General features: G+C 60.2%; 26 protein-coding genes and 1 tRNA gene. 20 read left to right on the top strand and 7 right to left on the bottom strand.

Going from position 1 to position 25,691, the window contains the following annotated elements; all coding sequences use genetic code 11:
* The first annotated feature begins 21 nt into the window (after positions 1–21).
* From ACMGGW_RS07425 to ACMGGW_RS07410, 4 genes are read left to right on the top strand one after another with little or no spacing between them, the layout of a single operon-like run.
* Positions 22–942, top strand: a complete 921-nt coding sequence (locus ACMGGW_RS07425; protein WP_197833453.1) for a dihydrodipicolinate synthase family protein — start codon at positions 22–24, stop codon at positions 940–942.
* A gap of 54 nt (positions 943–996) precedes the next feature.
* A complete protein-coding gene (locus tag ACMGGW_RS07420) occupies positions 997–2,613 on the top strand; it encodes an aldehyde dehydrogenase (NADP(+)) (RefSeq protein ID WP_197832220.1) in 1,617 nt (538 codons plus the stop codon).
* Positions 2,614–2,657: 44 nt separating this feature from the next.
* On the top strand, positions 2,658–4,223 hold the full coding sequence (locus ACMGGW_RS07415; protein WP_167324997.1) for an APC family permease: 1,566 nt from the start codon (positions 2,658–2,660) through the stop codon (positions 4,221–4,223).
* A 19-nt stretch (positions 4,224–4,242) separates the two neighbouring features.
* Positions 4,243–5,256 (top strand): Ldh family oxidoreductase, encoded by a 1,014-nt coding sequence (locus ACMGGW_RS07410; RefSeq protein ID WP_060432849.1) that lies wholly within the window; start codon positions 4,243–4,245, stop codon positions 5,254–5,256.
* A gap of 45 nt (positions 5,257–5,301) precedes the next feature.
* On the opposite strand, the gene ACMGGW_RS07405 is transcribed toward ACMGGW_RS07410, so the two are convergent.
* The 3 genes from ACMGGW_RS07405 to ACMGGW_RS07395 all read right to left on the bottom strand — a co-directional run bounded on the left by ACMGGW_RS07405 (position 5,302) and on the right by ACMGGW_RS07395 (position 7,485).
* Positions 5,302–5,982, bottom strand: a complete 681-nt coding sequence (locus ACMGGW_RS07405) for a hypothetical protein (protein WP_197832190.1) — start codon at positions 5,980–5,982, stop codon at positions 5,302–5,304.
* A gap of 177 nt (positions 5,983–6,159) precedes the next feature.
* Complete coding sequence (locus tag ACMGGW_RS07400) at positions 6,160–6,588, bottom strand: universal stress protein (RefSeq protein ID WP_025302347.1); 429 nt, start codon at positions 6,586–6,588, stop codon at positions 6,160–6,162.
* A gap of 180 nt (positions 6,589–6,768) precedes the next feature.
* On the bottom strand, positions 6,769–7,485 hold the full coding sequence (locus tag ACMGGW_RS07395) for a LuxR family transcriptional regulator (protein WP_025302346.1): 717 nt from the start codon (positions 7,483–7,485) through the stop codon (positions 6,769–6,771).
* Positions 7,486–7,819: 334 nt separating this feature from the next.
* Between ACMGGW_RS07395 and ACMGGW_RS07390 the strand changes: the two genes are divergently transcribed.
* From ACMGGW_RS07390 to ACMGGW_RS07360, 7 genes are all read left to right on the top strand, one after another.
* Entirely contained in the window at positions 7,820–9,349 is a 1,530-nt protein-coding gene (locus tag ACMGGW_RS07390; RefSeq protein WP_197832191.1) for a 3-hydroxyacyl-CoA dehydrogenase NAD-binding domain-containing protein, read from the top strand.
* Positions 9,350–9,358: 9 nt separating this feature from the next.
* On the top strand, positions 9,359–10,570 hold the full coding sequence (locus ACMGGW_RS07385; RefSeq protein ID WP_043141853.1) for an acetyl-CoA C-acyltransferase: 1,212 nt from the start codon (positions 9,359–9,361) through the stop codon (positions 10,568–10,570).
* Between the two features lie 15 nt (positions 10,571–10,585).
* Entirely contained in the window at positions 10,586–11,797 is a 1,212-nt protein-coding gene (gene hemA, locus ACMGGW_RS07380) for a 5-aminolevulinate synthase (RefSeq protein ID WP_025302343.1), read from the top strand.
* Positions 11,794–12,966: an MFS transporter gene (locus tag ACMGGW_RS07375; protein WP_164100184.1), complete on the top strand. Its 1,173-nt coding sequence runs from the start codon at positions 11,794–11,796 to the stop codon at positions 12,964–12,966. Before hemA ends, ACMGGW_RS07375 begins: the two co-directional genes overlap by 4 nt.
* Positions 12,959–13,678, top strand: coding sequence for an enoyl-CoA hydratase-related protein (locus ACMGGW_RS07370; protein ID WP_025302341.1), 720 nt, complete (start codon positions 12,959–12,961; stop codon positions 13,676–13,678). Before ACMGGW_RS07375 ends, ACMGGW_RS07370 begins: the two co-directional genes overlap by 8 nt.
* Before the next feature lie 123 nt (positions 13,679–13,801).
* On the top strand, positions 13,802–14,368 hold the full coding sequence (locus ACMGGW_RS07365; RefSeq protein ID WP_043141821.1) for a GNAT family N-acetyltransferase: 567 nt from the start codon (positions 13,802–13,804) through the stop codon (positions 14,366–14,368).
* Positions 14,352–14,912, top strand: coding sequence for a hypothetical protein (locus ACMGGW_RS07360; protein WP_099817378.1), 561 nt, complete (start codon positions 14,352–14,354; stop codon positions 14,910–14,912). The genes ACMGGW_RS07365 and ACMGGW_RS07360 overlap by 17 nt, the downstream gene beginning before the upstream one ends.
* A gap of 111 nt (positions 14,913–15,023) precedes the next feature.
* Here the strand turns inward: ACMGGW_RS07360 and ACMGGW_RS07355 are convergent, their stop codons facing one another.
* Complete coding sequence (locus tag ACMGGW_RS07355) at positions 15,024–15,326, bottom strand: putative quinol monooxygenase (RefSeq protein WP_049204287.1); 303 nt, start codon at positions 15,324–15,326, stop codon at positions 15,024–15,026.
* Positions 15,327–15,710: 384 nt separating this feature from the next.
* On the opposite strand from ACMGGW_RS07355, the gene ACMGGW_RS07350 reads away from it, so the two are divergent.
* Both ACMGGW_RS07350 and ACMGGW_RS07345 read left to right on the top strand, forming a co-directional pair.
* Positions 15,711–17,024, top strand: coding sequence for an MFS transporter (locus ACMGGW_RS07350; RefSeq protein ID WP_025302337.1), 1,314 nt, complete (start codon positions 15,711–15,713; stop codon positions 17,022–17,024).
* Positions 17,025–17,098: 74 nt separating this feature from the next.
* A complete protein-coding gene (locus ACMGGW_RS07345) occupies positions 17,099–17,602 on the top strand; it encodes a DedA family protein (protein ID WP_049295357.1) in 504 nt (167 codons plus the stop codon).
* A 220-nt stretch (positions 17,603–17,822) separates the two neighbouring features.
* On the opposite strand, the gene ACMGGW_RS07340 is transcribed toward ACMGGW_RS07345, so the two are convergent.
* Positions 17,823–17,898 (bottom strand) — tRNA-Lys (locus ACMGGW_RS07340).
* A 349-nt stretch (positions 17,899–18,247) separates the two neighbouring features.
* On the opposite strand from ACMGGW_RS07340, the gene cycA reads away from it, so the two are divergent.
* A complete protein-coding gene (gene cycA / locus ACMGGW_RS07335) occupies positions 18,248–19,648 on the top strand; it encodes a D-serine/D-alanine/glycine transporter (protein ID WP_043141829.1) in 1,401 nt (466 codons plus the stop codon).
* A gap of 48 nt (positions 19,649–19,696) precedes the next feature.
* Here the strand turns inward: cycA and ACMGGW_RS07330 are convergent, their stop codons facing one another.
* Positions 19,697–20,620 (bottom strand): DMT family transporter, encoded by a 924-nt coding sequence (locus tag ACMGGW_RS07330; RefSeq protein WP_142590566.1) that lies wholly within the window; start codon positions 20,618–20,620, stop codon positions 19,697–19,699.
* A 67-nt stretch (positions 20,621–20,687) separates the two neighbouring features.
* Between ACMGGW_RS07330 and ACMGGW_RS07325 the strand changes: the two genes are divergently transcribed.
* Entirely contained in the window at positions 20,688–21,263 is a 576-nt protein-coding gene (locus ACMGGW_RS07325) for a helix-turn-helix domain-containing protein (protein WP_197832192.1), read from the top strand.
* A gap of 128 nt (positions 21,264–21,391) precedes the next feature.
* A complete protein-coding gene (locus ACMGGW_RS07320) occupies positions 21,392–21,859 on the top strand; it encodes a helix-turn-helix domain-containing protein (RefSeq protein ID WP_049204273.1) in 468 nt (155 codons plus the stop codon).
* Here ACMGGW_RS07320 and ACMGGW_RS07315 read toward each other — a convergent pair.
* On the bottom strand, positions 21,843–22,766 hold the full coding sequence (locus ACMGGW_RS07315; RefSeq protein ID WP_197832193.1) for a LysR family transcriptional regulator: 924 nt from the start codon (positions 22,764–22,766) through the stop codon (positions 21,843–21,845). The two genes, ACMGGW_RS07320 and ACMGGW_RS07315, sit on opposite strands and share 17 nt — an antisense overlap.
* Positions 22,767–22,834: 68 nt before the next feature.
* Between ACMGGW_RS07315 and ACMGGW_RS07310 the strand changes: the two genes are divergently transcribed.
* The 4 genes from ACMGGW_RS07310 (at position 22,835) to ACMGGW_RS07295 (ending at position 25,673) form a co-directional block, all read left to right on the top strand.
* Complete coding sequence (locus tag ACMGGW_RS07310) at positions 22,835–23,452, top strand: LysE family translocator (protein WP_197832194.1); 618 nt, start codon at positions 22,835–22,837, stop codon at positions 23,450–23,452.
* A 78-nt stretch (positions 23,453–23,530) separates the two neighbouring features.
* Positions 23,531–24,130, top strand: coding sequence for an NAD(P)H:quinone oxidoreductase (gene wrbA / locus ACMGGW_RS07305; RefSeq protein ID WP_025302329.1), 600 nt, complete (start codon positions 23,531–23,533; stop codon positions 24,128–24,130).
* A gap of 236 nt (positions 24,131–24,366) precedes the next feature.
* Positions 24,367–24,681, top strand: coding sequence for a hypothetical protein (locus ACMGGW_RS07300; RefSeq protein ID WP_016928271.1), 315 nt, complete (start codon positions 24,367–24,369; stop codon positions 24,679–24,681).
* Positions 24,682–24,872: 191 nt separating this feature from the next.
* The gene (locus ACMGGW_RS07295; protein WP_015377376.1) at positions 24,873–25,673 is read left to right on the top strand and encodes a DNA/RNA non-specific endonuclease; all 801 of its coding nucleotides are present in this window, start codon (positions 24,873–24,875) and stop codon (positions 25,671–25,673) included.
* Positions 25,674–25,691: the final 18 nt, after the last annotated feature.

Genomic DNA, 25,691 nt, shown 5'->3' with positions numbered 1-25,691 from the left:
TCGGACGACAGGACAAACACTATGAGCCATAAAGCCATAAGCTGGAGCGGCGTATTCCCGGCGGTGACGACCCAGTTCCGCAACGATTTCTCTCTGGACCTCGACGCCACCCATACGGTGATCAAAAACCTGGTGCGCGACGGCGTCTCCGGTCTGGTGGTGTGTGGCACCGTCGGTGAAAACACCTCGATGACGATGCAGGAAAAGCTGGCGGTGATCGAAGTGGCGAGAGACGCCGCCGACGGCAAAGTGCCGGTGATCGCCGGCATCGCCGAGTTCACCACCGCCTTCGCGCAGAACATGGCGCGTGAAGCGCAAAAGGCCGGTGTCGATGGCATTATGGTGATGCCGGCGCTGGTTTATTCCGCCAAGCCGCACGAAACCGCCGCACACTTCCGCAGCGTCGCCGGCGCGACCGATCTGCCGATCATGGTCTACAACAACCCCCCCATTTACAAAAATGACGTCACACCCGACATCCTGACCTCGCTGGTCGACTGCGAGAACATCGTGTGTTTCAAAGACTCCTCGGGCGATACGCGCCGCTTTATCGACCTACGCAACGAAGTCGGCGATCGCTTCGTGCTGTTCGCCGGGTTGGACGATGTGGTGCTGGAAAGCATCGCCGTCGGCGCGCAAGGCTGGATCTCCGGCATGTCCAATGCTTTCCCGCGCGAAGGGGAAACCCTGTTCCGTCTGGCTAAGGAAAAGCGCTATGAGGAAGCATTGGCGCTGTACAGCTGGTTCATGCCGCTGCTGCACCTCGATGCCCGTCCCGATCTGGTGCAATGCATCAAGCTCTGCGAACAGCGGGTTGGCCGCGGCAGCGCCGTCACTCGCCCACCGCGCCTGGCGCTGCAGGGGGAAACGCTCACCGAGATCAATGCCGTGATCGATAAAGCGCTGGCCACTCGTCCTGCGCTGCCGAACGTCGACCTGTAACGCCTTCACCGCCCGGCCAGGCCGGGCGTCGCTCTTTATTTACCGGGGGAACCCATGCCCAACGAACGCCACGTCGCCATCAGCGGCCAACAATTTATCGGCGGCCAGCGCCGCGCCGCAGGGGAAGCTGCGCTGCTCAGCCTGCGCGCCGACGACGGTCAGCCGACCGGCTACCGCTTCCACCAGGCCACGGCAGCAGAAACCGCCGCCGCCGCCGAAGCCGCCGCCGCGGCCTTTGTGCCCTATTCGCAACTCAGCGCCGAGCAACGCGCGAACTTTTTGGACACCATCGCCGAGGAGCTAGAGGCCTTGGACGAAACCTTCTTCGCCCTCGCCACACAGGAAACGGCCCTGCCGGCGGCGCGCTTGAGCGGCGAACGCGCCAGAACCAGCGGTCAGATGCGGCTGTTCGCCACGCTGCTGCGGCGCGGCGATGTCGAAGGCGTGCGCATCGACTGCGCGCTGCCGCAGCGTTCCCCCCTGCCGCGCCCCGATCTGCGTCAATACCGCACGGCGCTCGGCCCGGTGGCGGTATTCGGCGCCAGCAACTTCCCGCTGGCGTTCTCCACCGCGGGCGGTGATACCGCCGCCGCGCTCGCCGCCGGCTGCCCGGTCGTGTTCAAAGCGCACAGTGGCCATATGATTACCGCCGAGCTAACCGCTCAGGCGATCGAGCGCGCACGGGAACGCACGGGGATGCCCGCCGGCGTCTTCAACATGATCTTCGGCAACCGCGTAGGGGCCGATTTGGTAAAACACCCGGCGATTCAGGCGGTGGGATTCACCGGCTCGCTGCAAGGCGGCCGGGCGCTGTTCGATCTGGCGATGCAACGTCCCCAACCTATTCCGGTCTTCGCCGAAATGTCGAGCATCAACCCGGTAATGATCCTGCCCAAGGCGCTGGCGCGGCGCGGGCAGCACATCGCGCAGGAACTGGTCTCTTCCTTCACGCTCGGCTGCGGTCAGTTCTGCACCAAGCCCGGCGTGATCGTCGCGCTGCGCGGCGCCGCCTTCGATCGGTTAACCGAAACGATGAGCGCCCTGGTCAACGCCGCCGAGCCGCAGCCGATGCTGAATGCCGGCACCCTGGAGCACTACCGTCACGGGCTGGCGGCCCTCGATGCCCACCCGGGTATGCGGCGGTTGGCAGGCCGAAGCGAAACGCCTGCTCTTCGGGCGGCGGCGCAGCTTTATCAGGCGGAGGGGGCGCTGTTGCTGCAGGCCGACCCGCTGCTGCAACAGGAGGTCTTCGGCCCGGCCAGCATCCTGGTGGCGATGGATAACGAAGCGCAGCTGCATGCGGCGCTAACGGCATTGCAAGGCCAGTTGACCGCCACGCTGCTGGCGGACGACGACGATCTCGATATGGCCGCCGGGCTAACGGCACTGTTGGCGCGCAAAGCCGGTCGGGTGCTATTCAACGGGTACCCGACCGGGGTGGAAGTGTGCGACGCCATGGTGCACGGCGGCCCTTACCCGGCCACCAGCGACGCACGCGGCACCTCGGTAGGCACGCTGGCGATCGAGCGTTTCCTGCGGCCAGTTTGTTTGCAAAACACCCCTGCAGCGCTGTTGCCGCCGGCGCTGCAGGACGCCAACCCGCTCAACCTGCTGCGACTGGTTAACGGCGCTTACACCCGAGATCCCCTGGTTTCACCTGCCCAACATTAGCCCGGCCGCATCTGCCTGCCACTCAATAACAAAAGGGTAATACCATGACAACCCAAGGCAAATTCAAGAAGCAGCTTACGCTCACCGATCTGACGTTCATCGGTCTGGGCGCCATCTTCGGCTCCGGTTGGCTGTTCGCCGCCAGCCACGTCTCCTCCATCGCCGGCCCGGCCGGCATCTATTCCTGGCTGATCGGTGGCCTGGCGGTGCTGCTGCTCGGCATCGTCTACTGCGAGTTGGGCGCCGCTCTGCCGCGCGCCGGCGGCATCATTCGCTATCCGGTATTCTCGCACGGTGAACTAATGGGTTACCTGCTGGGGTTTATCACGCTGATCGCCTTCTCCAGCCTGATCGCCATCGAAGTCGTCGCCGCCCGGCAGTACGCTGCCGCCTGGTTCCCGTTCCTCAGCCAGCCGGGGTCCGGCGATCCAACAGCGATCGGCTGGCTGGTGCAGCTGGCGCTGCTGTGTTTTTTCTTCGCGCTCAACTACTACAGCGTCAAAACCTTCGCCAAATCCAATAACCTGATCAGCGTGCTGAAGTTTCTGGTGCCCCTGCTGGTGATCGTGGTGTTGTTCAGCTTTTTCAAACCGGAAAACCTGCACAGCCAGGGCTTTGCCCCTTTCGGTTCCGCCGGGGTTGAGGCCGCCATTTCCGCCGGCGGCATCATCTTCGCCTACCTCGGCCTGACGCCGATCATTTCGGTCGCCAGCGAGGTGCAAAGGCCGCAGCGCACCATTCCTATCGCGCTGATCCTGTCGGTGGTGCTGTCCACCATCATCTATGTGCTGCTGCAGATAGCGTTTCTCGGCAGTATCCCTAGCGAGATGCTAAGCGGTGGCTGGGCCGGCATCAGCCAACAGTTCTCCCTGCCGTTCCGCGACATCGCCATCACGCTGGGCATGGGATGGCTGGCGTTTCTGGTAGTCAGCGACGCGATCGTTTCGCCGAGCGGCACCGGCAACATCTATATGAACGCCACGCCTCGCGTGATCTACGGTTGGGCGCGCGCCGGCACCTTCTTCAAACTGTTCACCCGGGTGGATAGCGAGTCCGGTATCCCGCGTCCGGCGCTGTGGTTGACCTTCGCTCTCTCGGTATTCTGGACGCTGCCATTCCCGTCCTGGGAAAAGCTGATCGGCGTAGTGTCCGCCGCACTGGTGTTGAGCTACGCCATCGCCCCGGTCACCGCCGCCGGGCTGCGGCGCAATGCGCCCGATATGCCGCGTCCGTTCCGGGTGCGCGCTTTCTGCGTGCTCGGCCCGCTGTCGTTTATCATTTCGGCGTTGATCGTCTTCTGGTCCGGCTGGGACACCGTCTCCTGGCTGCTCGGCTTGCAGATCCTGATGTTCTTCATCTATATCCTGTTCAAAAATCAGGTGCCGACCCACGCCGTTAGCCTTCGGCAGCAAATTTGGTCCTCGCTGTGGCTGATCGTCTTCTATGCGCTGGTGATCGCACTCTCCTACCTCAGCAGCTTCGGTGGCATCGGTGCCATTGCCCATCCGTGGGACACCTTCACCATGGCGGTGATTGCGCTGGCGATTTACTACTGGGGCGCCTATACCTGTTTACCCCAGGCCAATTTTATCGGCGATGAAGAAGAATGAACCCAGGGGAGACATCGAGATGACATCCATGCACGTTCTGTCGTTGGAACAGGCTTATCAACTGGCGCTGCGTACGCTGCGCAGCAACGGTTTCAATCAGGCACATGCCGAAGCGGTGGCGCAAAATGTCACCCAGGGCGAACGCGACGGCTGCGCTTCTCACGGCTTATACCGGCTGTTGGGCTGCGTGCGATCGCTGCGGGTAGGCAAGGTCTCTGCCGATGCGGTACCCAAGTTATTCGACCAGGCGCCGGCCATCTTGCGTGCCGACGCCGGCGGCGCGTTTTCCCTGCTGGCCTACCGCACCGCTCTGCCGGCCTTTATCGGTAAGGTGCGCGCCAATGGCATCGCCGCGCTGGCGATCAACCGCTGCGTGCATTTCTCCGCGCTGTGGGCCGACATAGAACCGCTGACCGAACAGGGGTTGGTGGCCTTAGCCTGCACACCCAGCCACGCGTGGGTGACGCCGGCCGGCGGTTCGCGTCCGCTGTTTGGCACCAACCCCATCGCCTTCGGCTGGCCACGCCCGGATCGGCCGCCGTTTTTATTCGACATGGCCACCAGCGCGGCGGCGCGCGGCGAAATCGAACTGCACCGCCGCGCTGGCACCCCGCTGCCTGAAGGCTGGGGCATTGATAAGGCAGGCAATCCGTCCACCGATGCCGCCAGCGTGCTGGAGGGCGCGATGCTGACCTTCGGTGGGCATAAGGGCTCGGCGCTGGCGGCGATGGTTGAATTGCTGGCAGGGCCGCTGATCGGCGATATGACCAGCAAGGAATCGCTGGCCTATGACAACGGCACCGGTTCGTCGCCTTACGGCGGTGAGTTGATCATCGCGTTGGATCCCGAGCGTTTTCTCGGTGCGGATAAGGCGAAATATTTCGCCGGAGCAGAAGCGATGTTTGCCGACATGCAGGCGCAAGGCGCACGCATCCCCGGCGAGCGGCGTTATCGACAGCGGCGGCAGAGCGAGCAATACGGCGTGGAAATTCCCAGGACATTGTACGACGAAATAATGGCGCTGTGCGATTAGCGCCGGATTGATGCCCCGCGCCGGCAACCCGGCGCGGGGAAAGGCTTATCCAGCCTGAGCCAAATCGCTGTGCAGGCGCTTGCGCCACACCGGTTTGGTGTCCCAACGGGCGAAGTGTTTCGCCTCTTTACCCGGCTGCACCTGATGCCACATGTCTTCTTGCCACCGGATCGGTTCCTTTCCTCGCAACGTTGGACGGGTCTGTTTAATCGTCCGTTGCAAGACGCTCGCTTCTTCCGCAGAAATGTTCGGCGCCTGTTTGGCGGCGTCCAGCGCACGGCTTCCCAGCGGCGCCATCACCTGATACAACACGTTGACCTGCTGCAGCGTCGCTTGCTGATTAGTGCTCATCCCCTTACCCGACCAACCGTCGAAGTTTTCACCGGGATCGTCCCCCTGCGCACGATACTCATTACCAGGCCCCTCGACGATGTTCCATCCTTGCCAGGTCACCAGAGTGTGTAATCCATCGCGATCCTGCAGGTTTTTATTCTTGATCTGTGTGATCACCTCGGCACGGTTTGGCACACCGATCAGGTTCATAAACTCGTCCAGCGCGTTCCAATGCTGCCCCGCCACCAGACCATTCCAGACATTACGCAAACAGTTCCAAGGAATGGTGTGATGCCAGGTCAGCGTGATAAGCGGTTTGGTTGACGCATGTTGCCAACGGCTCGGTTCACTGCCCCGATCGCCTCTAATGATCCCATCGACTTCTAATGGCATAGCTGCCCCTCTTCTGGCTGAGATGAAGAATATGCGCAAGGCCGGTGACCCGGGTGGCATAAAAACGTCAGCTAAAATCGTAGCAGCTCACACTGAGATGGCAATAAAACGCAAGGCACGCTCTGCCGCAGACCGGCAACCGCAGAGCGCGCCCGAAAACGGTGGGCTTAAGAGGGATTATCTGACCACCATCACCGAAATATTGGCATGGCGAACGATGGCGGCGGCGTTAGATCCCAGCAGATAGGTTTTCACGCTCGGGCGCCGTGAACCGATAATGATCAGGTCGGCGTCGATCTCTTCCGCCAGTTCCAACACCTGATCGCGCGCAGAACCGAAGCTGACGGTGTAATTAAGGCGATCCAACGGCAGATCGATTTCCGACATGATTTTCTTCAGTTTGTCCACCGCCTTCACCTCCGCCTGATTCTCAAATTCCTTGAGACCGAACGAATAGGCAGTAACAAAAGCCGAGGCATCCGGCAGGGCATGGAAGAAATGCACTTTAGCGCCGGACATCTTCGCCAAATATTCCACATGCTTCAGCGCATGCTCGGTCAACAGATCCTCTTCAATATCGATCGGCACTAAAATAGTCTTGTACATATCACATCCTTTCTATATAAACCGGGTGCCAACAGAATACTGCCGCGTACGGGCGCGGTGAATCGCTTTATCACGCTTTTGTGATCGGGGGGTAAATACTGATAAGGATAGCTTTTAATTTAACAAAATATAAACATCACACCGATAACGGATAGGCGATTAATTATTTATTTCTCGAGATTAAATCAGCTGTAAATAAACCGCTTTGGCGGTGGCGGCGGTCTTATTGGCGACAGAAAGTTTTTTAATCGAGTTGCCTATGTGGAAATTGATCGTGCGCTCGCTCACCCCCATCAACAGCGCGATCTCTTCCGCCGTTTTCCCTTCGCTGCACCAGCGTAAAATGTCTTTTTCGCGCAGCGTCAGCACATCTTTTATCGCGTCGTCGTTCACCGATATCAAGGCTTCACGCAGCGTTTTATGGGCGGTTTGCGCCAGCCAAAGGAAAAAGGTTTCATTTGCCGCACGCGCTTGTGGCGTTTGCTCCGGTAGCGCTGTGCCGGCAAACGTCAGGATCCCCAGCCTGCCATAGCAATCCTTGACCGACTGCGACCAACCGGCGCACAGGCCAAACTGCGCCATACGTCGCCAAAGCGTCGGCCGATCGTGATAAAAACGTTCGTCCCACTGGAACTGCAGCGTGGAATGGTGAGCGCGCTCAATGACCGGATCCTGCAAATACACCCGCTGCCGCCGATAATCTTCGAGATACTCTGCTGAAAAATTACCTTCGATCAGCATCTTGGGGCGGCTGGCCGGATAACAGGAAAACACGATGTAGGAGAAATAATCAAACCCCAACGCCTCGGCGCAGGGCCCCAGTTGCGTCAGAAAGCATTCGCGATCGGCCAGGCTGCCAATCACCTCCGCCATGAGCCGTTGAGTGCGGGTATCCATAACGCAGGTTCTCCAGATAGCGATGCCGATTATCGATAGGTCAGACTCACTATAGAATATCGCCGCCCGGCGCCAGTAGCCGTTTCATATAATAAAAAATACCAACGCTATAACGAAAACAGCTATTCCCCTTAAAATAAGCCTTTTTATTGCGCCGAACAGGAAAACTACGCGAATAGCATAATCCCTTCAGGACGTAAACCTGTCATTTCTACCGTTAGACAGCCAGGACACCGCCAATTACTTTCCAAACAGGCACCCGGTGCCGCCGTAAATCCAAAGAGATAATAAGCATTTGCGAATTTCGCATGGCATACAGTGACGGGGATTTTCTATGGCAGAAAGTAATGCGGCAATTCAATCGGCTGCGATTATCGGCGCGGGAACGATGGGCAGAGGTATCGCTTATCTTTTCGCGCAAAAAGGCATTCGTACGGTGCTTTATAATCGCAACGGCAATACCCTCAATCAGGCTCGCGAATATATCGCGCAAGACCTGAACAAGAAAGTCGAACAGGGCAAGATCGCGCTGCAGGATAAAAGCTCAGTGCTGGCCAATCTGGTGTTCTCGACGGCGCTTGTGGCTATCGCCGACAGCGAGTTGGTGATAGAAACCATCGCCGAGCATGAACAAACCAAACTTGAGGTGTTGGCGGCCATCGCCGCGGTGGTCAAGCCCGATACGCTGATCGCCACCAATACCTCCTCACTGTCGCTTAACAAGCTGGCAACCGCGGTGACGCACAGCGAGCGGTTTATCGGTTTGCACTTTTTCAACCCTGCGCCGCTGATGAAACTGATTGAAATCATCCCGGCCTACTTTACCGCACACGCCACCACGGAACGTTGCCGTCAACTGGTGGCCGCGTTGGGGAAACGCGATGTCGTCTGTCAGGCCACGCCGGGGTTTATCGTTAACCGCATGGCCCGCCCCTACTACCTGGAAGGGTTCCGCCTGTTGGAAGAACACGTGGCGCGCGCGCCGCAGATCGACCGTGCCCTCAAGGCCGGCGGACACTTCCGCATGGGGCCGCTCGAGCTGACCGATTTCATCGGCCAGGACATCAACTATCAGGTCAGTCGGCAAATCTGGCAGGACATGCAATACGACCCGCGCTATACCCCCGGCCATCTGCAGCGTTCGCTGGTCGATGCCGGTCTGTTGGGGAAAAAGAACGGCCGTTCCTATTTTACCGCCGAAGAAACCGCCCCGCCGGTGACGGCTGCCATCGGTGCAGACGTCGAGACGCTGCGCATTTACGGCGAACATCCTTTTTTTACCCTGTTGCAACAGCGGGCCGCACTTCAGTGGCCACAGCTGCGCGTGGAACAACGGCCGGCCTTACCAGGCGTGGGGCCGGCCGTCCAGATCAATGACGCATTCACCGTCAGCATCACCGACGGCCGTACGGCGAGCCAGTTAGCCGAGCAGACGACGGCTGACGCTTTTGTGGTCGATATCGCCCTGAACTACGCCGACACGGCGTACCTGGTTGCGGCGCACAATCGCCACGCCTCTGCGGCCAATAAGGCGCTGTTTTTACGCCTGTTGCACACCGCAATTCCGCAGGTTGAATTTATCAAAGACTCCCCGGCGCTGATCGTCGCTCGCGTCCTCAGCAGCCTGATCAATGAGTCGGTGATCATGGTGGAAAGCGGCGTTTGCAGCCGGGAAGACATTGATGTCGCCGCCGTCGCGGGCGTTAACTACGCCGGCGGCATTTTCGACTGGCTCAGCAAGCTGGGGGAGAAAAACGTCAGGACGACGCTGAGCAATCTGGCGCAGTTGCTGCACGCGGCGCGTTATGCGCCGCATTACACCCTTCTGCACGCCGCGCAACCGGCGCTGACGACCACGCCTTGAGGATCCATGATGAACATTAACGATGACGGCGTTTATCTGATCGACGGCACGCGCACGGCGATCGGCGCCTATGGCGGCAGCCTGGCGCATACCCGCCCCGACGACATGGCGGCGACGATCATTCGCGGCCTGCTGCAGCGCCATCCGGCGGCGGAAGCGAATCTGGACGAAGTGGTTCTGGGCTGCGCCAATCAGTCCGGCGAAGACAACCGCAACGTCGCTCGCATGGCAACGCTGCTTTCCGGGTTGGACCCGTCGGTGCCGGCCATCACCCTCAACCGCCTTTGCGCATCCGGGTTGGATGCGGTGATCTACGCCGCGGCGAAAATCCGCAGCGGTCTTAGCGAACTGGTTTTGGCCGGCGGTGTGGAAAGCATGAGCCGCGCACCCTATGTGCTGAGCAAGGGCGAAACGCCGTTCGACAAAGGCGTGAAGCTGTATGACACCACGTTGGGATGGCGCTTCGTCAATCCGCGGCTGGCGGAGCGCTACGGCAGCGACCCGCTGGGCATCACGGCGGAAAACGTGGCCCAACGGCAACATATCTCACGCGAGGAACAGGATCTGTTCGCGCTGGGCTCGCAGCAAAAGGCCCGCCGGGCGATCGACAGCGGCCGGCTGGCGCGGGAAATCACGCCCGTGGACGTGCCGGCGGATCGTAAAAACACCCGCACATTCGCGCAGGATGAATTTCCCCGGCTCAGCACGTTGCAACAGCTGCAGGCGCTGAAACCGGCGTTCTCCGCCGGCGGTTCGGTCACGGCGGGCAACGCTTCCGGCATCAACGACGGCGCCGCCGCGCTGCTATTGGCTTCCGGTCGCTACGTGAAACGCCAGGGCTGGCAACCGCTGGCGGAGATCGGCGACAGCGCGGCCGCCGGCGTTGAACCGGCGCTGATGGGGCTGGGGCCGATCGCCTCCACCGAGCGCTTACTGCAGCGCGGCGGGTTCACCTTGAACGACTTCGACATCATCGAGATTAACGAAGCGTTCGCCTCACAGGTTCTGGCGGCGCTGAAACACTGGCGCATCGACGCCAACGACGCGCGGGTCAACCCGAACGGCGGCGCCATCGCGCTCGGTCATCCGCTGGGGATGTCCGGTGCGCGCCTGGTGCTGTCGGCGGCGCTGGAATTACGCGACCGACAAGCAAGCAACGCATTGGTGACGATGTGCGTCGGCGTCGGTCAAGGCCTGTCATTAAACCTTAAAGCCGTTTAACACAAGGAACATACGATGAGCGTACTGAACATTCTTGAAGAAAAGCTGGCGGAAACCAAAAAACAGGGGCGTTTTCGCGAGTTTCTCAACCTTGAACGCGGCGTGCAGGACAAACCCTGGGCCACCAGCCACGGGCACCACGGCGAGCGCCGTCTCAACGTCTGGTGCTCGAACGACTATCTGGCAATGAGCCACCACCCCAAAGTGCTGCTGGCCACCACCGACGCGGTTAACCGGGTCGGGCTGGGCACCTGCGGCGCCCGCAGCATTTCCGGCACCTCGGTCTACCACAGCGAGCTGGAAACGCTGCTGGCCAGCGCCTACGGCAAAGAGTCGGCGCTGCTGTTCACCACCGGTTTCGGCGCCAACGACGCCACCTTATCCACCCTGTGCGACGCCATTCCCGATCTGATCGTGTTCTCCGACGAACTGAATCACGCCTCGATGATTTACGGGATTCGCTACAGTAAAGCGGAGAAAAAAATCTTCCGCCACAATGATGTAGCACACCTCGCCGAGCTGCTGCAGGCCGCCGATCCGGCGCGGCCAAAGCTGATTGCCTTCGAGTCGCTGTATTCCATGGACGGTGACTTTGCCCCCCTGGCGCAGATCGTGGCGCTGGCGGAACAGTATCAGGCGCTGACCTATCTCGACGAAATTCATTCGGCCGGCGTGTATGGCGAACGGGGATTGGGCTATGCCGAACAGCTGGGCCTGTTGGATAAAATCACTATTATCCAAGGCGGATTCGGCAAGTCTTACGGTGCGGCGGGTGGCTATATCGCCGCGCCCCGCTCGGTGGTGGAGGCAGTGCGCAGTTGGGCCCCAGCATTCGTCTTCAGCACCTCGTCACCGGCGCCGGTGGTGGCCGCCGCGTTGGCCAGTTTTAGATACAACCTCGAGCATGACACCCAGCGCAAGCACCTGCTGGCGATCGTCGATCACCTGAAAACCGGCCTGCGCGCCGCCGGCATCCCGCTGGTGTCGGCAGACAGCCATATCCTGCCGCTGCTGGTCGGCGATCCGCACCGCAACAAACACATCAGTAAAGTGCTGCTCGATGAGCATGATATTTACGTGCAACCGGTCAATGCCCCGACGGTGCCCGCAGGCAGCGAGCGACTGCGGGTAACGCCGACCTCGGCACATTCCCATGCCGACGTGGAGACCTTCCTGGCGGCACTAGGCCGGGTCTGGGCAGCGAACGATCTGCGGAGGGCAGGATGAAGTTAGCGGATTATAACGGCCATCTGATCACGCTCTGCCTGATGGCGACCGGTACCTTCGCCATCGGCACCGACGCTTTTATCGTCGCCGGCGTACTCAGCGATATTTCCGACACCTTTGCCGTCAGCCCCGCGCAAGCGGGGCAGTTGATATCGGTATTCGCGCTGGCCTATATGCTGTTCGCCCCCCTCACCGCCTGGCTGCTGGGCAACGTCAACCGCAAGCATATCCTGCAGTTGGCGCTGGTGCTGTTCATCGCCGGCAACCTGGCCTGCGCCTGGGCCACCAGCTATCTGCAGATCGCGTTCGGCAGAGTGCTGGCGGCATTGGGGGCGGCCTGTTACACGCCGCAGGCCGCCGCCGCCGCGGTGGAGCTGGTGGCGGAAAAACGCCGCGGCCTGGCTATTTCCATCGTCTATGGCGGCATGACGTTGGCTATTGCGCTCGGCATTCCGTTCGGTACCTTTCTCGCCAAACTGATCGGCTGGCGTGAAATCTTTCTGTTCATCGCCCTGCTGGGGGCGATTGCGCTGCTGGGCCTGTCGTTGGCGCTGCGCGCCATTGCGCCATCGGGCAAGCATTCGCTGAAAGAGCGGCTCGCCCCGCTGCGGCAAAAGGCGGTGCTGACTACGCTGCTGATCACCTTTTTTGCCGTTTGCTCGGAACACATCGTCTACAGCTACGTCAGCGTGTTGCTGAAAAACACCCAGTTCGGCCCTGAGGCGATCCTGCCCCTCGCGCTGCTGGTGTTCGGCATTGGCGCGGTGATCGGCAATTTTGCCTCCGGCGCGTTAACCGATGCCCTCGGCAGCAAGTTCGTGCTGCTGTTTTCCGTGGCGATCCAGACGCTGTCTCTGTTTTTGCTGGCCTTTTATGTCACCTCGCCCTGGTGGGTACTGGCCATCTTCCTCGTCTGGGGCATTACCGGCTGGATGTACCTGGTGCCGATCCAACATCACCTGTTGTCGCTATCGAAACGCTTTGGCGCGCTGACCGTGTCGCTCAACAGCTCGGTGTTGTACGCCGGCATCGCGGCGGGCGGGATGCTGGGCGGCCTGACGCTCTACGCGCTGCCGGCCTATTACCTGCCGCTGTTTTCGCTGCCGCTCGGCGCCATCGCCCTGCTGCTGACGCTGTTGTTTTTCCGGGGAGAAGCCAGCGATGAGTGAAGTTCTTCCGGTGCTTTATGAGCGCCATGGCGCGCAGGTTGCGGTCATCACCCTTAATCGGCAGGAAAAAAAGAACGCCATCAACCTGCAGATGGCCGAGTTGATCCGCACCTACCTGCGGCAGGCGGATAACGATGACTCGGTGCGAGCGATCGTGCTGGCCGGCCAACCGGCGGTATTTTCCGCCGGCATGGATATCAACGCCTTTCATCAGGGTGAACTGCCCATCGTCACGCCGGAGGGGTTTGGCGGGCTGATCCATGCACAGATTGCCAAGGTGATCATCGCCGCCGTTGACGGCATCGCGTACGGAGGCGGATTTGAGCTGGCGCTGGCGTGCGATCTGATCGTCGCCGGCCAGAACGCACGCTTCAGCTTCCCCGAAACCGGGCTCGGGTTAGTCGCCGCACAAGGTGGGTGCGCGCGCTTGCCGACGCGTATCTCCCCCTATGTCGCGCTCGACTGGCTGCTGACCGGCAGAACCGTCGGCGCACAGGAGGCGCTGTCACACGGCGCCATTTCCCGTATCAGCGAGGGGACGGCCCGGGAAGAAGCGCTGCGCATCGCCGAACAGATCGCCGGAAAAGATCTTGCTGCCAGCCAAGCGGTGAAGGCCATCGTGCGCCAGGGGCTGGCACGGCAAGAAGCCCCCTCATTCGATTTTCAACAAGGCCCGGTCGAGCGCCTGCGTCAGGCCGCCGCCCGCCGATAATGCCCCTGCCGGTTCGTCTGAACCGGCATTTCCCGTTTGTCCTCCACCGCTCATTTTACGCAGCCCGCTTCTCGGCGCTGGGTTACACTGCCGGTAGTCCTAATGCGCTGATAAGGAAAAATAATGCGCCTTTTGCCTCTGCAGACCCCCAGACTGATCCTGCGCCCGTTCACGGCCGACGATCTGCCCCACTTTACCGCCTACCGCAGTCACCCTGACGTGGCGCGCTATCAAAGCTGGAGCGACTACAGCGCCACCGATGCGCAGGCCTTTTTCGAACGGCAACGGCAGCTCGCGTTCAACCGTGACGACAGCTGGTTCCAGCTGGCGGTTGAGCGCCGTGAGGACGGCGCGTTGCTCGGCGATGTCGCGGTGCATTTCTTCGATGAGGGGCGCCAGGCTGAACTGGGCGTGACCTTCGCGCCCAGCCACCAGCGGCAAGGGCTGGCGCGCGAGGCGCTGAGCGCCGTCATCGCTCTGCTGTTCGGGCCGCTGGCGAAGCACCGTATTACTGCGGTGGTGGACACGCGTAATCTTGGCGCCGCCACGCTGTTCGGCAAGTTGGGTTTTCGCCGCGAGGCCTATTGGCGGCAAAACGTGTTTTTCAAAGGCGCATGGGGTGACGAATTCGGCTTTGCCCTGCTGCAAAGCGAATGGCGGGAGAATGCAAGGCATGACGCTGCTGAATAAATACCTTGGGCAATACCAGTTCTCGGAACGGCATGCGATCGCCATCGCCGCGCCGCAGGCGCGGATCCTGGCGGCCGTGGCCGCCTACGATCCCAAGCACGATCGTTTCTTCCGCAGCATGATAGCGCTGCGCGAATTGCCCGCGCGGCTGATGCCACGCGATAAGCCCAGCCCGCCGCCGTTTGGCCTGCATAACTTTTGCCTGCTTGAGCAAGATGACAGCGCGTTGGTCTATGGCCTGATCGGCCGCTTTTGGCAGGCTGAATACGGTCTGGAGCAGGTCGCTGACGGGGCGGGCTTTCTCGCCTTCGCTCAGCCCGGCGTTGCCAAACTGGCGCTGGGGTATGCCGCGAGCCCGCTGGAGGGCGGGCGCTGCCGCCTGGTAACGGAAACGCGCATCTTCTGCCCCGACAGCGCCAGCCGGCGGCGGTTTACCCCCTACTGGTATGCGATTCGCCTGGTGAGTGGGTTGATAAGGCGCCGCATGCTGCGCGCCATTAAAACCGCCAGCGAAAAGCAGACGGCGAATCATTCACCTGATTGATTAATTTAAGAGCATTCCTAGAGAATGAAAATCATTATCAGCCTATTTTTTAATCACAACAAGATAGTGTTGAGAAGCCATTAACCCCGCCCCCTGCGGGGATTTTTTCGCCTATTTATCGCCTGTTTCAGGAAACACCTGCATAAACAAGAAGGTGCAAGGCTTGCGCTGATACTGATTGATCTGCGGCACCAGCCGGGTGAAATGCTCGGTCTGACAATGCACGTCCAGGGCGGCGCGGTCCGGCCAGCTTTCGATAAAAATAAAGTGCCCGGGATCCTGCTGGTCGATGCACAGTTCATAACTGATGCACAGCGGCTCTTGACGGGTTTTCGCCACCAGCTCGCGATACCATGGCATAACGGTGTCAATGTGTTCCGGATGGATAAAATCTTCAGCGATGACCTTCAGCATGTTGCGCTCCTGCATTCTGTTTTGCCGTGCTTCACCTTATCGTCCTCACTCCCGAGATGAAAGCGCCCTACTCCAGGTCTATCACCGGGTTGCCAATTCGGTGATAACGCACACAGATCTCGATCAAAACGCTTGAACGCGCCATAGCCCTGTGTGAACGTTTGATTAACAAAAAAGCAACACACCATTCACTATGGTGATGTCTGCATCAACCTGCCGACCCGATACGCGGCATTTTTTTCGCCCTTAAAGGCCTGACCATTAGTCCTTTAGACCTTTATATCTCACGAAGAAAATCCGCTGTGACCGTCGTGTTGAGGGCAACGGCGCCAGGACGGTCCTTATGACCGACGCTTGTCATTCTCAGAAGAGAGGTTATCGCCAGTGAATCACGCCACCTATGCCGTTCCAGCGCTCAACGCCGCCATCCGCAAAACCTGGCGCAGACTGGTGCCCTTGATGTTCGCCATGTACTTCATCGCGTTTATCGACAGGGTTAACGTCGGCTTTGCCAAGGACGCGATGGCTATCGACATCGCGCTGTCGCAATCCGCCTTCGCATTGGGCGCCGGGATATTTTTTGCCGCCTATGCGCTGTTCGGCATCCCGGCCAATCTGCTGATGAACCGCTGGGGCGCCAAACGCTGGCTTAGCGCCACCACCGCACTGTGGGGGGCGCTGTCGGCCTGTACCGGGCTGGTGACCAACGAACAGCAATTTATCATCCTGCGGTTTCTGCTGGGGATCGCCGAAGCCGGCTTTTACCCTGGCATCCTGTTGCTGGCGTCGATCTATTTTCCCAATAAGGTGCGCGCCTCGGTCATTGGCATTTTCGTGCTCGGCGTGCCGGCGGCCCTGACGCTCGGCTCACCGCTGTCGGGGGCATTGCTGGAGATGCACGGCGTGTTGGGTAAACCCGGCTGGTTCTGGATGTTCGTGCTGGAAGGGCTGCCGGCCGTCGCCCTCGGCGTCTTCGCCTTTTTCTATCTCGACGATAACCCTCGGCAGGCTCGCTTTTTGACCGAGGAAGAACGCACGGCATTGGTCACACAGTTGGCTGACGAACAGCAGCAGACCGAAACCAGCAGCGTCAAAGCGGCAATGAGAAGCGGCACCGTTTGGCATCTGGCGTTGATCTACGGCACCCTGCAAATCGGCGTGTACGGCCTGATGTTTTTCCTGCCGTCGCAGGTCGCCTCGCTGATGGGCACCCATCTCGGTTTCAAGGCCTCGCTGGTGGCCGCCATTCCCTGGGCGTTCTCCGCGCTGGGCGTCTATTTCCTGCCGCGCTATGCCGACAGAAAAACCGCCAGAAGATTACCGATCGCCGTGGGGTGCATGGTCGCGGCAGCGCTGGGGTTGGTCGTTTCTTCCTATGCCGGCCCTCTGCTCGCTATCGTCGCCCTGAGCTGCTGCGCAGTCAGTTTCCTGGCGGTACAGCCGATTTTCTGGACGTTTCCCGCGCAGGTGCTCACCGGCCCGGCGCTGGCGGCCGGCATCGGTTTTTGCACCACGCTCGGCGCCGCATTCAGCTTCTTAGCCCCGCTGATCCGCACGGAGGCGGAACAGCGTTTTCACAGCCCGCATGCCGGGCCGCTGGTGCTGGCCGCCTTTTCACTGCTGTGCGCCACGCTGTTGTGGGCGCTCAGAAACCGGCGCGCCGACGTGAGCAAGCAAGACGCAGAGATTGCCGGATAGCGGCGCGTTATTTAGCCATTATTGAACCTGCGGATGGGACACTGGCACTCAGCCCTCTCCCCCGCAGGTATTAAATGGATGAATTGACGCACATTATCGCTAAATACAGCCCGGAACCGGAGATGTTGCTGCTGCTGATTTTCCTGTTCGCGCTGGGAAAATCCGTGATCGTGGTGTCTTCCGCCTTGCCGCCCGCCTCGGTGACGCTGCTGGTAGGCATCCTTGCAGGCAAACACACGCTGCCCCTCGGTGCCGTTTGGGCGGCCATCGCCCTCGGCGCCACGTTGGGATCGATCTTGTCGTTCCACGGCGGCGCGCTGCTGTGCCGCCACGATCTTGGCCGCCGGCTGCCGGCACGCTTTCACACTCCGCTGCACAAAGCGCAACGTTCCTTGCAAAAGCGCGGGCTACCGCTGCTGTTCGCCTCGCGTTTCCTGGCGGTGATGCGCTACACCATGCCGCTGATGGCCGGCATGCTGCAACTGCCGGCGAGGCACGTCTATGCCACCGCCGCGCTCTCAGCCGCCGTTTGGGCACTCCTCTTGATGTCGGCCGCGCATTTATTCCCCGCTTCTTGACCTGAAAGATTCTTGGGCAAATGCCCCATCCCTGCGCCGACGTTGCGCCAGCGCACAGCCTCCCTTGCCGTATAAAGTACGGTGCAACATCGCAGTTTGCGCCAGATCACCTTTCTGAACATCAGTCGAAAAATGCGAATTTTTTTGCAGAATGCGCGCTTAAAACGGCGCCATGAGGGAAAAAACAGAGAAAAGTCTGTGCGTAACACGCTGATTTGGTTGGTGGGTCGTACAGGGTTCGAACCTGTGACCAATTGATTAAGAGTCAACTGCTCTACCGACTGAGCTAACGACCCAACGCGATAAATTGTCCTCCTCGCCAGTGCCGCTGTCAAACGCTTCCACTCATTACTTTTTCTCATGCGAGTTTTACAACTCTTTGTTTAATCAACGAGATAAGCCGCATAAGGTCTGTTAATCCCACCTTTTGAAGAGTAATCTTCCGCTCCCTGAACGTCCGATTTGCCTCCTCCGTGTAAAGATTGATCGACTTTTATCCCACGTATAAATGTTGTAAACATGTTGCACAAAGGTGGCGTTATTGCACTACCTTACTAAAGCCGGACCAACCGGATAAATGTATAAAAAAGAGCCACTTCAGAGCTCACGACTTCACTAATGACAGGTAAAACAGGACATCATCAGATGGTAGATCACTCTAAAATAGCGACTGACGCGACGCCCGCTTCAGAAGATCATCTACGGCGAAACCTTACTAACCGACATATTCAACTGATCGCCATCGGCGGCGCCATCGGCACCGGTCTGTTTATGGGCTCCGGTAAAACCATCAGCCTGGCCGGCCCTTCGATCATCTTCGTGTACATGATCATCGGCTTTATGCTGTTCTTCGTGATGCGCGCCATGGGTGAGCTGCTGCTGTCTAACCTGGAATACAAATCGTTCAGCGATTTCGCCGCGGATCTGCTCGGCCCGTGGGCGGGTTTCTTCACCGGCTGGACCTACTGGTTCTGCTGGGTGGTCACCGGCATCGCCGACGTTGTGGCGATCACAGCCTACGCCCAGTTCTGGTTCCCCGGACTGTCACAGTGGATTGCTTCACTGCTGTGCGTGCTGTTGCTGCTCGGCCTTAATCTGGCGACGGTGAAAATGTTCGGCGAAATGGAGTTTTGGTTTGCGATGATCAAAATCGTCGCCATCGTCGGGCTGATCGTCGCCGGGCTGGTGATGATCGCCATGCAGTTCCAATCGCCGACCGGCACCGTGGCCTCATTCACCCATCTGTGGAATGACGGCGGCATGTTCCCGAAAGGCATCAGCGGTTTCTTCGCCGGCTTCCAGATCGCAGTATTCGCCTTCGTCGGCATTGAGCTGGTGGGCACTACCGCCGCGGAAACCAAGGATCCGGAGAAGTCATTGCCGCGCGCCATCAACTCGATTCCGATCCGCATCATCATGTTCTACGTGTTCGCTCTGATCGTCATCATGTCGGTGACGCCGTGGAACTCCGTGGTGCCGGACAAGAGCCCGTTCGTTGAACTGTTCGTGCTGATTGGCCTGCCGGCCGCGGCCAGCGTGATCAACTTCGTGGTGCTAACCTCCGCCGCCTCCTCCGCCAACAGTGGGGTGTTCTCCACCAGCCGCATGCTGTTCGGGCTGGCGCAGGAAGGCGACGCGCCGAAATCGTTCGCCAACCTGTCCAAGCGCGCGGTGCCGGCCAACGGCCTCACCTTCTCCTGCATCTGCCTGCTGGGCGGCGTGGTGCTGATTTACCTGATCCCGAACGTGATGACGGTCTTCACCCTGGTGACCACCGTATCGGCGATTCTGTTCATGTTCGTCTGGACCATCATCCTGTGCTCGTATCTGGTTTACCGCAAACAGCGCCCGGCGCTGCACCAGAAATCGATCTACAAGATGCCTGCCGGCAAGCTGATGTGCTGGGTATGCATGGCGTTCTTCGTGTTCGTGCTGGTGCTGCTGTCGCTGCGCGAAGACACCCGCCAGGCACTGATCGTCACCCCGCTGTGGTTCATCGTGCTCGGCCTGTCTTACGTGTTCTTGCGCAAGAAGAAAACCGCGTGATGCAAAAAGGGGCGGATCTCTCCGCCCCTTTCTTTCTACGCCTCTGCGCTAATCCGCTTCCGTCGCCACCGCTGCTTTCCCCTTGCGCCGTATGCGCAGCTCGCTGACTACCACCCCAATCACGATCAACGCGCCCCCCAACAACGCCACGCCCGGTAAACGTTCACCGGCGAGCCGCCCGACAATGCCCGCCCAGACCGGTTCGCCGGCGTAAATCACCGTGGCCCGCGTCGGCGAAACGCTGCGCTGCGCCCAGTTCATAGTCAGCTGAATCAAGGCGCTGGCCAGCCCCAGCCCAATGGCGCTGTACAGCAGGTAATCCGAATACGGCGGCGGCGACTCGCCGGTCGGCGCCATCATCAAAAAGGAGGCCAGTGAGGCGGTCGCCAGCTGCACAATGGTCACCCGGCGGATATTCACCTTGCCGGCAAAGGCACCGATCAGAATGATCTCTGCCGCCATGCCCAGCGTGCCGGCCAGCGTCAGCATTTCGCCAAGGCTCAGCGTCATGTCCGTGCTGCTCGGTGCCGCCAGCAGCATCAGGCCGGTAAAGGCCAGCAGAATACCGATCCACGACATGATGCCGGGGAACCGCCCCAGTACCAGCCATTGCAATAGCGGCACGATCGGCACGTACATGGCGGTGATGAACGCCGATTGGCTGCTGGTAATCGTCTGCAGACCGACGGTTTGCATGCTGTAGCCGAACATGATCGCCAGCCCGATCAGTACGCCCGCCTTCAGTTCATACAGGGTCAGGTCGCGCAGCACGCGCAGCGAAAACAGCGTCAACGCCAGCGTGGCGGTGGCGAAACGCAGACCGACGAAAAAGAACGGCCCGCTGACTTGCATCGCGTGATGCACCGCCAAAAAGGTGCCGCCCCAGATCATGGTGATGAAAATCAACACCGCTTCCGGCAACCTGATTTGCGGAACCACGGCGGAAATAAAGGATTTTTTTGCTGCTGACACCGGCTTGCCCTTCCTGCTGAGTGCAATATAATGCACAGATCCTGCCAGTATGAGATAAAGTCCGGCGATGAGCAATACGGCGCATAACGCGAAAACCGATCCCCCCAAGGTGCTGCAGTACCTGAGCAGCAATCTGCGCGGCTACCGCCAACAGGCGGGCCTGAGCCAGATGGCGCTGGCCGAACTTTCCGGCGTCAGCCGCCGCATGCTGGCGGGCATCGAGGCCGGCGATCGCAACGTCAGCCTGGCGGTGCTCGACAAGATCGCCGCTGCCCTGAAGATTTCGTTCACCGATCTGATCCAGGCGCCGGAAGCGCGCGGCGACCATCTGGTGGGGGAACTGGCCTGGCAAGGCGCGCAACCGGGCAGCCAGGCGCTGTTCGCCGCCAGCGTGCCGGCGCGCCAACGGGCCGAGCTGTGGGAATGGACGCTGATGCCGGGCGAGCGCTATGACTCGGCGCCGGACGCCGAAGGCTGGAGCGAGATGATCTACGTGATTGCCGGTACCCTGACGCTGGAGTTGGAACAAGGCACGCTGACGCTCAGCGCGGGCGCCGCACAAACCTTCAACAGCGATCAACGCTACGCCTACGCCAACCACGGCGATCTCCCGCTGCGCTTTATCCGCAACGTCGCCTTCTGACTGCTCGCCAGCCCGCGCCGGCGGCGGATGTCATTTCGCTGTCGCGCCCCTGTCGTGCCCCTGTCGTGGCGCCGCTCCCCCGCGCCTCCTACACTGGATGACAGTGACAGCGAACTCGGGAGTGCACCATGCAAAAGTACCGCATCAGACCATTACGCCTTGAAAAAGGCTGGTCGCAGGAGCAGTTGGCGACCGTCGCCGGCCTCAGCACCCGCACCGTACAGCGGATTGAAAACGGCGAACAGGCCAGCCTGGAAACCTTGACCGCGATCGCCGCCGCGCTGGGCGTGCAGGTCAGCGATCTCAACGCGCCGCCGCAGGCACCGCAGGAGGAGACACCTGAGGCGCAGCGCCTTCGTCGCCAGGTTGCGGCAGAGGGCAAACTGCTGAGCATGGCGGTGCGTTTCGCCGTCATCGGCGCGATATTGCTCGCTGTCAACGTCTTTACCCACCCGCACTATCTCTGGTCGCTGTGGGCGATCGGCGGCATGAGCCTCGCGCTGGTCATGCGGGCGGTGCGCACTCTGCTGCTGCGCAACGTCTTCAGCCGCTGGCAGGAACAGCGGCTGGCGCAAAAACTCAGGCGTCTGCCGTGAGCGTTAGCCACTCGGCCAGCCGAGCCAGTGCGCTGCCCGGTACGATAGGCTGCGGCGACAGCAGGTAATAGCCGCTGCCGTCGGGCATAAAACCGAACGGCGCGCTCAACAAGCCGGCGGCCAGATCGTCTCGCACTTGCAGCCACGGGCCCATCGCAATGCCAAGACCGGCGACCGCCGCCTGCAGGCTGAAATAGAAATGATCAAAGCGCTGCTCTGGATGCCCCACCAAGGCCATCCCCTGTTGCTGCGCCCAATGCCACCAGGCATCCGGCCGGGTGGCGGCATGCAGCAGCTTCGCGCCGGGCCGCAAACCCCGCAGGCTGCCCTCAGCGATCGTCATCCTTGCCAATGCCCCGGGTTGGCACACCGGCCCAACCTTTTCACTGAACAGCGCCAGGCTATGCACCTGCTTTCCCCAATCGAAGTCATTGCGCCTGATCGCCGCCGTAATGCCGTCATGGAACGAAAACGGCCCGCCGCCGGCCACCAGCTGTAAGTTGATGTCCGGGTGCGCCTGTTGAAAAGCCGGCAGACGCGGGATCAGCCAACGCATCAATAAGGTCGGTTCACAAGACAAGACCAGCGGCGCGTCGAGCGCCTGCTGACGCAGTTCCAGCGCGGTATGATCCAGAATGCCGAAGGCCTGCTGCGTCGCCTGAAACAGCTTGCGCCCCGCCGCCGTGAGCAGTACCCGCCGATGGCGGCGCTCAAACAACGCCACGCCCAGTTCCTCTTCCAGCGCCCGCACCGCCCGGCTGACGGCGCCATGCGTCAAATTCAGCCCCTGCGCCGCCTGCGTAAAACTTTCCAGCCGCGCGGCGGCCTCGAAGCAGCGCAGTCCGCCCAACGGCAACGGCCTGCCGGTTTTGCGTGAGTTTTTCTCACCGATATTGTCACTATTCATCGTTTGTCACCGAGAAAAATTACTCTTATAAATCAGTCACTCTATTGTTAAACATCGCAAGGATAACTATGACTGAACTCATCGCTGTCGTCACCATTACTTTACTCGCCGTGATAAGCCCAGGGCCGGACTTCGCCATGGTCTCGCGCAACAGTCTGCTGCTCTCACGCCGCGCCGGCATATTGACCGCCTGTGGCATCGGCGCCGGCGTACTGGTTCATGTCAGCTATACGCTGATTGGCGTCGGCGTGTTGATTCAACAATCGCCCTGGTTGTTTAACCTGCTCAAAGGCATCGGCGCCGCTTATCTGATCTATCTCGGCTTTACGCTGCTGCGCAACGCGGCGCATCAGGATGCCACGCCCAGCACCGCGTCGGCCGCCATCAGCGATTTCGGCGCGCTGAAAACCGGCTTTTTCACCAACGCGTTAAACCCGAAAACCACCATTTTCATCGTCAGCCTATTCATGCAGGTCGTCTCTCCGCACACCCCGCTCGGTGTACAAATCGGCTATGGCCTCTTTATTGCCGCCGTCCATGTGTTCTGGTTCGCTGCCGTTGCGTTGCTGTTTTCCGCGCCTGGCGTCAATGCGCGCTTTTTGCGTTTACGCCGCGGCATCGACCGCACCTTTGGCGGGCTGCTGATTGTCTTTGGCGCCCTGTTGGCGATCGCCGGCATCAGGTAACGCCACGACGCCAAGTTCGTCATTCGCTTCTATGCTTATCAGGGGTTTTTGTTAATCATCTGAGCGGGAGTATGAAACATGACGAAACTGTTGGTGCTTTATTACTCAATGTACGGCCATATCGAACGCCTGGCGCAGGCGGTGGCTGAAGGGGCGAACCGTGTCAACGACGTGGACGTGACGATTAAACGCGTGCCGGAAACCATGACGCCGGAGGCCTTCGCCAAAGCCGGGGGCAAGCAACACCAGCAGGCGCCGGTCGCCAGCCCGCAAGAACTGGCGGACTATGACGGCATTATCTTCGGCACGCCAACCCGCTTCGGCAATATGGCCGGGCAAATGCGCACCTTCCTCGATCAAACCGGCGGGCTGTGGGCTTCCGGCGCGCTGTACGGCAAGGTAGGCAGCGTCTTCTCCTCCACCGGCACCGGCGGCGGCCAGGAACACACCATCAGTTCGACCTGGACCACGCTGGCGCACCACGGTTTCATCATCGTACCGATCGGCTATGCGACGCAGGAGCTGTTTGACGTTTCGCAGGTGCGCGGCGGCACCCCGTATGGCGCCACCACCATCGCCGGCGCCGACGGTTCGCGGCAGCCGAGTAACGAAGAGCTGACCATTGCCCGTTATCAGGGCGAACACGTGGCTAAAATCACCGCCAAGCTGAAAAGTTAAGCACCCTCCAGCCCCCGTGATCCAAAGGGCCGCGCATTCGCACGGCCCCATCTTGTTGCCAACCCGCCGCAAGGTTAGAATGCCCCTCCCCCGGCCATTCAGCGTCTGAAGGCCAGGCCCGAATTCGTTCTGCCCGTCGCTCATCCGCTTTCAGCCCGAGGACGGGCGTTCTGTTTTTTGCGCACAGCGAAGGGAATAAGTCAGTGTCTAAAGATTTTGATGAACTAATAAGAGACATGGATCTTATTATTGAAAATGTAGACAGCTTCAAGGCTCTGGCTCCGCGCGCGCCCGAGCCGGCTCCGGCCCCGCCGCCGCCGGTTCATCACTACGACTCGTTCTGCGAAAACATCGCGCTGAAAGTCGTCTTGAAGGTGCTGCTGTCTTCGGTGGACAAGATAGTCAAAGTACAGATCGCCAACAAGGTCGAGCAGGAAATCGCGCAGATCGAACAGCAGGTGGTGCGCGCCGGCGGCGGTCCGGTATCACCGGACGATCTGGCGCAGATGACGCATTACGTTCGCCGCACGGTCAACGACCTGCTGGAGTAATCCTCCCCCCTTTGGAACGGCGTCTGTTGGACGCCGTTTTCATTTCTGCCGCATTTCACGTGCGGCTTGGCTGTACCATGACTGACACATTCACAACATGAATATGTTGCATTGTTGTATTCGTTTCACTGCGATAAGTTTAATTTACTGTAAATATATACAGTGTTTTTTAACTTATTGAGGATATGAATATGCGCTTTAACAACAAGATGTTGGCCCTGGCCGCCCTGCTGTTCGCCGCACAGGCGTCGGCCGACACGCTCGAATCCATCGACAACTGCGCGGTCGGCTGCCCGACCGGTGGCAGCAGCAACGTGTCTATCGTGCGTCATGCTTATACGTTGAACAACAACAGCACCACCAAGTTCGCCAACTGGGTGGCCTATCACATCACCAAAGACACACCGGCCAGCGGCAAGACGCGCAACTGGAAAACCGATCCGGCGCTCAACCCGGCGGACACGTTAGCGCCCGCCGATTACACCGGCGCCAATGCGGCGCTGAAGGTCGATCGCGGTCATCAGGCGCCGCTGGCTTCGCTGGCGGGCGTTTCCGACTGGGAATCGCTGAACTACCTGTCCAACATCACGCCGCAAAAGTCCGATCTTAACCAGGGCGCCTGGGCGCGGCTGGAAGATCAGGAACGCAAGCTGATCGATCGCGCCGATATCTCCTCGGTCTATACCGTGACCGGGCCGCTGTATGAACGCGATATGGGCAAACTGCCGGGCACCCAGAAAGCGCATACCATCCCCAGCGCCTACTGGAAGGTGATTTTCATCAACAACAGCCCGGCGGTGAACCACTATGCCGCCTTCCTGTTCGATCAGAACACGCCGAAGGGCGCCGATTTCTGCCAGTTCCGCGTGACGGTGGACGAGATCGAGAAGCGTACCGGCCTGATCATCTGGGCCGGTCTGCCGGACGACGTGCAGGCTTCGCTGAAGAGCAAGCCCGGCGTCCTGCCGGAGTTGATGGGCTGCAAAAACTGACGAAAAAACCCGCCGAGG

Origin of the sequence: Serratia sp. BNK-4 (genome assembly GCF_048685115.1) — a bacterium.
In the GTDB taxonomy this organism is placed as follows: Bacteria; Pseudomonadota; Gammaproteobacteria; order Enterobacterales; family Enterobacteriaceae; genus Serratia; species Serratia bockelmannii.
The sequence above is the reverse complement of the archived record's forward strand: the minus strand, read 5'-3'. Positions and strand labels throughout refer to the sequence as shown.